Annotated in this window: 6 protein-coding genes; 1 reads left to right on the forward strand and 5 read right to left on the reverse strand. The window is 72.0% G+C overall.

Translation table 11 applies throughout. The annotated features are described in order from the left end of the window. Positions 1 to 174: 174 nt before the first annotated feature. The 3 genes from ABZU46_RS30745 to ABZU46_RS30755 form a co-directional block, all read right to left on the reverse strand. On the reverse strand, positions 175 to 1,242 hold the full coding sequence (locus tag ABZU46_RS30745; RefSeq protein WP_354863206.1) for an adenosine deaminase: 1,068 nt from the start codon (positions 1,240 to 1,242) through the stop codon (positions 175 to 177). A gap of 106 nt (positions 1,243 to 1,348) precedes the next feature. After that, the gene (locus ABZU46_RS30750; protein WP_354863207.1) at positions 1,349 to 1,615 is read right to left on the reverse strand and encodes a hypothetical protein; all 267 of its coding nucleotides are present in this window, start codon (positions 1,613 to 1,615) and stop codon (positions 1,349 to 1,351) included. A gap of 67 nt (positions 1,616 to 1,682) precedes the next feature. Beyond that, on the reverse strand, positions 1,683 to 2,408 hold the full coding sequence (locus ABZU46_RS30755; RefSeq protein ID WP_354863208.1) for a hypothetical protein: 726 nt from the start codon (positions 2,406 to 2,408) through the stop codon (positions 1,683 to 1,685). A 262-nt stretch (positions 2,409 to 2,670) separates the two neighbouring features. On the opposite strand from ABZU46_RS30755, the gene ABZU46_RS30760 reads away from it, so the two are divergent. Further along, positions 2,671 to 3,540, forward strand: coding sequence for a putative RNA methyltransferase (locus ABZU46_RS30760; RefSeq protein ID WP_354863211.1), 870 nt, complete (start codon positions 2,671 to 2,673; stop codon positions 3,538 to 3,540). 3 nt (positions 3,541 to 3,543) lie between these two features. Here ABZU46_RS30760 and ABZU46_RS30765 read toward each other — a convergent pair whose 3' ends face one another. Both ABZU46_RS30765 and ABZU46_RS30770 read right to left on the reverse strand, forming a co-directional pair. After that, entirely contained in the window at positions 3,544 to 4,224 is a 681-nt protein-coding gene (locus ABZU46_RS30765; protein WP_354863209.1) for a DUF4272 domain-containing protein, read from the reverse strand. Between the two features lie 92 nt (positions 4,225 to 4,316). Continuing rightward, positions 4,317 to 5,600 (reverse strand): thymidine phosphorylase, encoded by a 1,284-nt coding sequence (locus ABZU46_RS30770; RefSeq protein ID WP_354863210.1) that lies wholly within the window; start codon positions 5,598 to 5,600, stop codon positions 4,317 to 4,319. Positions 5,601 to 5,715 lie beyond the last annotated feature (115 nt).

Below are 5,715 nucleotides of genomic sequence, written 5' to 3' on the forward strand. Positions count from 1 at the left end.
CCGCGGGGCGGCGCCGGCCGTGGGGGGGGGGCGCCGCGGCGGCCCGCGCCGGGGAGGTGCTGCGCCGGGTGGCCGGCCTGCTCGCCGGCCACCACCCGCACGGCCGCGAAGGCCACCCGCGGGGCTGAGGGCGCCCGCAGAGCCGAGGAGGCCACCCGCAGGGCCGAGGCCCCCTCAGGGCAGCAGCTTGGCGTACGCCGGCTTGATCACCTCGTCGATGATCCGCAGTCGCTCGTCGAACGGGATGAAGGCGCTCTTCATCGCGTTGATGGTGAACCACTGCAGCTCGCGCCAGCCGTAGCCGAAGGTCTCCACCAGCAGCGACATCTCCCGCGACATGGAGGTGCCGCTCATCAGCCGGTTGTCGGTGTTGACGGTGGCCCGGAACCGCAGGTCGCGCAGGAGCCCGATCGGATGGTCGGCGATCGAGGCCACCGCGCCGGTCTGCACGTTCGACGAGGGGCAGAGCTCCAACGGGATCCGCTTGTCCCGCACGTACGCGGCCAGCCGGCCCAGCGCGCCGTCGGGGGCGATGTCGTCCACGATCCGTACGCCGTGACCGAGCCGGTCCGCGCCGCACCACTGGATCGCCTGCCAGATCGACGGAAGCCCGAACGCCTCACCGGCGTGGATCGTGAAGTGGAAGTTCTCGCGCTGCAGGTATTCGAAGGCGTCCAGGTGCCGGGTGGGCGGGAAGCCCGCCTCGGCGCCGGCGATGTCGAAGCCGACCACCCCCGCGTCGCGGTGCCGCACGGCCAACTCGGCGATCTCCTGTGAGCGCGCCGCGTGCCGCATGGCGGTGAGCAGGGTGCCCACCCGGATGGTCAGGCCGGCCTCGACGGCCTGGGCGGCGCCCTCGGCGAACCCGGCCAGCACGGCCTCGACCACCTCGTCCAGGCTCAGGTCCCGTTCCAGGTGCTGCTCGGGGGCGAACCGCACCTCGGCGTAGACGACCCCGTCGGCGGCCAGGTCCAGCGCGCACTCCCGCGCCACCCGGCGCAGCGCCGGCCCGGTCTGCATGACCGCCACGGTGTGCGCGAACGTCTCCAGGTAACGCTCCAGCGACCCGGAGTCGGCGGCTTCGACGAACCAGCGTCCGAGCGCCTCCGGGTCGGTGGTGGGCAGCTCGTGCCCCACCTCCGCGGCCAGCTCGACGATCGTCGCCGGCCGCAGCCCGCCGTCGAGGTGGTCGTGCAGCAGCGCCTTCGGGACCTTGACGATGTCCTCGTACCGGATTGCCATGCTCCGACCCTAGTCATGCCTGAGCCGGATACGGGCGGTGGTGCCGCTGCCGCCGCCCGCGCCAGCGGTGCGGGCTCCCGGGCAGCCGGGCTCCCGCACCGCCGCGCTATGCGAGAGCGGTAAAGCCGAATCCGGCGTCGGCCAGCACGAGCAGGCTGAGCGCCGCCAGCACGGCGGAGCTCACGCCGAGGCTCCACCGCAACGCCCTCGGTGCCTGCCGACGAGCGGCCAGCACGAACAGGACCAGGGACACGACCGCACCGCCGGGTGCGCTGGCGACCAACGTGGCGAGCACGACGCAGCAGACGGCCACCACGGTGAACCGACGCTGCCGATCCAATCGGGGCGGCACCTCGACGCGTTCCGCGGTCATCGTCACCCTCCTCTTCCCGGTCTTTCCGAGTCTACGACGGTCCGGCGTCAGGCATCCCGGAGCGCGCTCACACCCCGCCCTTCTCGGCCCGCACCGAGCCGTCGCGGTAGCTGTAGAGCCGGATCCACGGGTCACTCTCGGCGACGCACGCCAGACGCACGGTGCAGAGCTCGAACTGCGCCTGCACGTAACTGGTGTAGTAGGAAACCCCGTAGAGATCGGTGTGCTTGACGTTGTTGGGGCCGCTCCTGACGCCACGGTACTTCCAGCCCTGCACCTGACCCGGGCCGTAGATGTAACCGGCGGTGTCCGGCGTAGAGATGCGCGTGATGGTGCGCCTGCCGTAGTTGTAGCAGTAATAGACGGACTCGGTGAACCTCCACAGCTTCGCCTTGGTGACCCCACCCTTGAAATAGAGGGTGGCGCCGTTGGTCTTGCAGCTATCGCCGCCGGACGCGGAGCCCGCGCCGTCCGGAGTCGGCCAGTCGGCCGGCGGCTGACCGAGCGCGCCGGACTCGACCGGGTCGGGATCCTGCAACTCGATGCCGTCCGGATCCGTCGGGACGGATTCCGGGATCGCAAGCAGTTCCTCGGTGGACAGCGTCGCTAGGATTGCCCAGTCCACGGTCAGCCCCGTGCTCGACGCGGACGTCTGCAGAGCCGCGGTGGCAGCCGCCAGGGCGGTCGCGTGGGCGTCGTCCTCGGCGTATGCCGGGGTGGAGAGGCCGACCACGGCGACACCAGCCACAAATGCGGCGAGCAGCGTTCGGCTTAAGGAGCGGTCAATGCGCATGTACAACCCCATGTCTCAAGTAATGACGATCGGAGGCTAGCAAGCTAATTGGATCTCGTTCGACCATGACGACTCATCGGTAATTTCGCTATTCATCAAGTTGAAATAGTATTTAATAGACAGATTGGTTATGTCGGGCATCGTGTCCGGCGCTGACCGCGCAGCTCACCGACCTCCGTTGGGCGGCCGACACTCAACGCAGCACGCGCCGACTCTCGGCCCGACATAGGATCTGGCGGTGGCAGACCCCGCACCCACCCCGCTGGCACCAGTGGCGGCCCGGCTGCGCTGCCCGGTCTGCGGCGAACCGCTGGCCGAGACGACCGCCGGCACCGCCCGGGCGCTGCGGTGTCCGCGCGGGCACAGCTTCGACGTGGCCCGGCAGGGGTACGTCAACCTGCTCGCCGGCCGCGCACCGCACTCCGGGGACAGCGCCGAGATGGTGGCCGCCCGCGCCGACTTCCTCGCCGCCGGGCACTACGCCCCGGTCTCGGACGCCCTGGCCGCCGCCGCGACGCAGGCCGTGCAGCACCTGCGCGACGTGTCGTCGCTCGACGCGTACCCCCTGGTGGTGGATGCCGGCGCGGGCACCGGCCGATACCTCGGCGCGGTGCTGGCGGCGCTGCCGGACGCCGTGGGTCTGGCCCTGGACGTCTCCAAGCCGGCGCTGCGTCGCGCGGCCCGGGTGCATCCCCGGGCGGCCGCGGCGCTCGCCGACACCTGGCAGCGACTGCCCCTCGCGGACGGCTCGACGGCCGTGCTGCTGAACGTGTTCGCCCCGCGCAACGGCGCGGAGTTCCACCGGGTGCTCGACCCGGCCGGCACGCTGCTCGTGGTGACGCCCGCCGCCGACCACCTCACCGAACTGGTGGAGGCCCTCGACCTGCTGCGGGTCGACCCGGACAAGGCCGACCGGGTGGCCGCCAGCCTGGGCGGGCACTTCACGCCGGTCAGCTCCACGGTGCACCGCGCGGAGCTGGCGCTGACCCGGCCGGAGGTCGCCACGCTGGTCGGGATGGGTCCGAGCGCCTGGCACACCAACCCGACCGCCCTCGCCGAACGGCTGGCCGCGCTGCCCGAGCCGGTCCGGGTGCGCGTGGCGGTCCGGCTGGACGCCTACCGACGCCGCTGAGGCTCAGGTGGAGAGGTCGACCTCTTCCCAGCCCGGCGGCTCGTCGTGGTACGGCCCGCGCAGGATCACCGCCCACTCCAGCGCCCAGCGTCGCTGCCCGATCGCGTTGGCGTCGACCAGCCCCGGCGCCCGCCGGCCGCTCCGCTCGGTCTCCAGGTAAGCCCAGTCCAGGCAGTAGTGCAGATCGAGCAGGGCCGCCGCGTCGGCCGGGTGCTGCGGCGCGGCGAGGATCCGGGACTGCCAGCGGCCGAAGGTCTCCCCCTCGGCGATGTGCGGCAGCCGCTCGACCAACCGTTCGTCCACCGCCAGGGTGGGATCGAGCTGTTTGCTCAGCCCCAGCACCCAGGCCAGCGCGAAGAGCGCGTCGTGGTGCAGCACGAACGACCGGTGGTCGCCCTTGCCGCCCATCACGAACTGCCACTCCGGCGGGGTGACCATCTCGACCAGGTGCGAGCCAAGCAGCCAGCTCATCGCCGCCTGCGGGGGCATCCCGAAGCAGCGCGCCAGGATGAGGTGCAGCACGGCGATGCGCGCCTCGATCTCCGCCCTGGGTCGCAGCTCGATCGCATCACCCGGCTCCCACACGAGCGGGAACTGGGCCGGCGGCAGCGGCAGGCCGAGCCGGGACAGCTCGTCCAGGCTCGCCTCGCGCACCTCGCGCGGGTCGGGGGCAGGTACGGTCACGGGAGAACTTCCTGTCTGCACGCCACGCCTTTGGCCTGCGAGAATAGCGCTCCCAGGTGACGGGCACCACGCCGCCCCGACCTCCGCCCCGGTCAGCCGATCCGCTCGATGACCAGGGGCGTCGCGGTTGGCGCGGTCGGTGCAATGTGCACCGCGCGACTTGCCTCCGCCAGGGCCGCCGGAATCCGCGACGGGTCCTCGGCACGCAGTTCGTAGAGGGCGTCCCCGACCCGCACCGGATCGCCCGGCCGCTTGTGCAACACCACCCCGGCCGGCACGCTGACCGGGTCCTCCTTGCGGGCCCGGCCCGCGCCGAGCCGCCAGGCCGCAACCCCCATGGCGTACGCGTCGACGGCCGCGACGTACCCGTCCTGCTCGGCGCGGACCACCTCGACCTCCGGCGCGGTCGGCATCGGCGCGTCCGGGTCGCCGCCCTGCGCGCGGATCATCGCCCGCCAGGAGTCCATCGCCCGCCCGTCGCGCAGCGCCGCCTCGGGGTCGGCGTCCGGCAGGCCGGCGGCGTCGAGCATCTCCCGGGCCAAGGCGAGCGTCAGCTCCACCACGTCGGCCGGCCCACCCCCGGCCAGCACCTCGACCGACTCGGTCACCTCGACCGCGTTGCCGATGGCCAGGCCGAGCGGGGTGGACATGTCGGTGAGCAGGGCGACCGTCCGCACGCCGTGCGCACCGCCCAGCTCGACCATCGTGCGGGCCAGCTCGCGGGCCTGGTCGACGGACTTCATGAACGCGCCCGAGCCGACCTTCACGTCGAGGACGAGCGCGCCGGTGCCCTCGGCGATCTTCTTGCTCATGATCGAGCTGGCGATCAGCGGGATCGCCTCCACGGTGCCGGTCACGTCGCGCAACGCGTACAGCTTGCGGTCGGCCGGAGCGAGCCCGGCGCCGGCCGCGCAGATCACCGCGCCGACATCACCGAGCTGGGCGATGAACTCGTCGTTGCTCAGCGAGGCCCGCCAGCCCGGAATGGACTCCAGCTTGTCCAGCGTGCCGCCGGTGTGCCCGAGGCCGCGCCCGCTGAGCTGCGGAACGGCGGCACCGCACGCGGCCACCAGCGGGGTGAGCGGCAGGGTGATCTTGTCACCGACACCGCCCGTGGAGTGCTTGTCGACGGTCGGGCGACGGACCGCCGAGAGGTCGAGGCGCTCACCGCTGGCGATCATCGCGGCGGTCCACCGGGCGATCTCCGGCCCGGTCATGCCGTTGAGCAGGATCGCCATGGCCAGCGCCGACATCTGCTCGTCGGCGACAACCCCCCGGGTGTACGCGTCCAGCACCCAGTCGATCTGCGCGTCCGACAGCACACCCCCGTCCCGCTTCACCCGAATAACGTCAACAGCAGCAAACCCACTACTCATCAGAATGATCTTTCCTCGTCTGTTGCAGATCCCGACCCACGGACAGCCCGCACCGAGGGATTGGGCCGACCGTGCCCGGCGGAGGGATCAAGCCTGACCGCCCGGAGCCGGGCAC

Source organism: Micromonospora sp. NPDC005197 (assembly GCF_040608295.1).
GTDB lineage: Bacteria > Actinomycetota > Actinomycetes > Mycobacteriales > Micromonosporaceae > Micromonospora.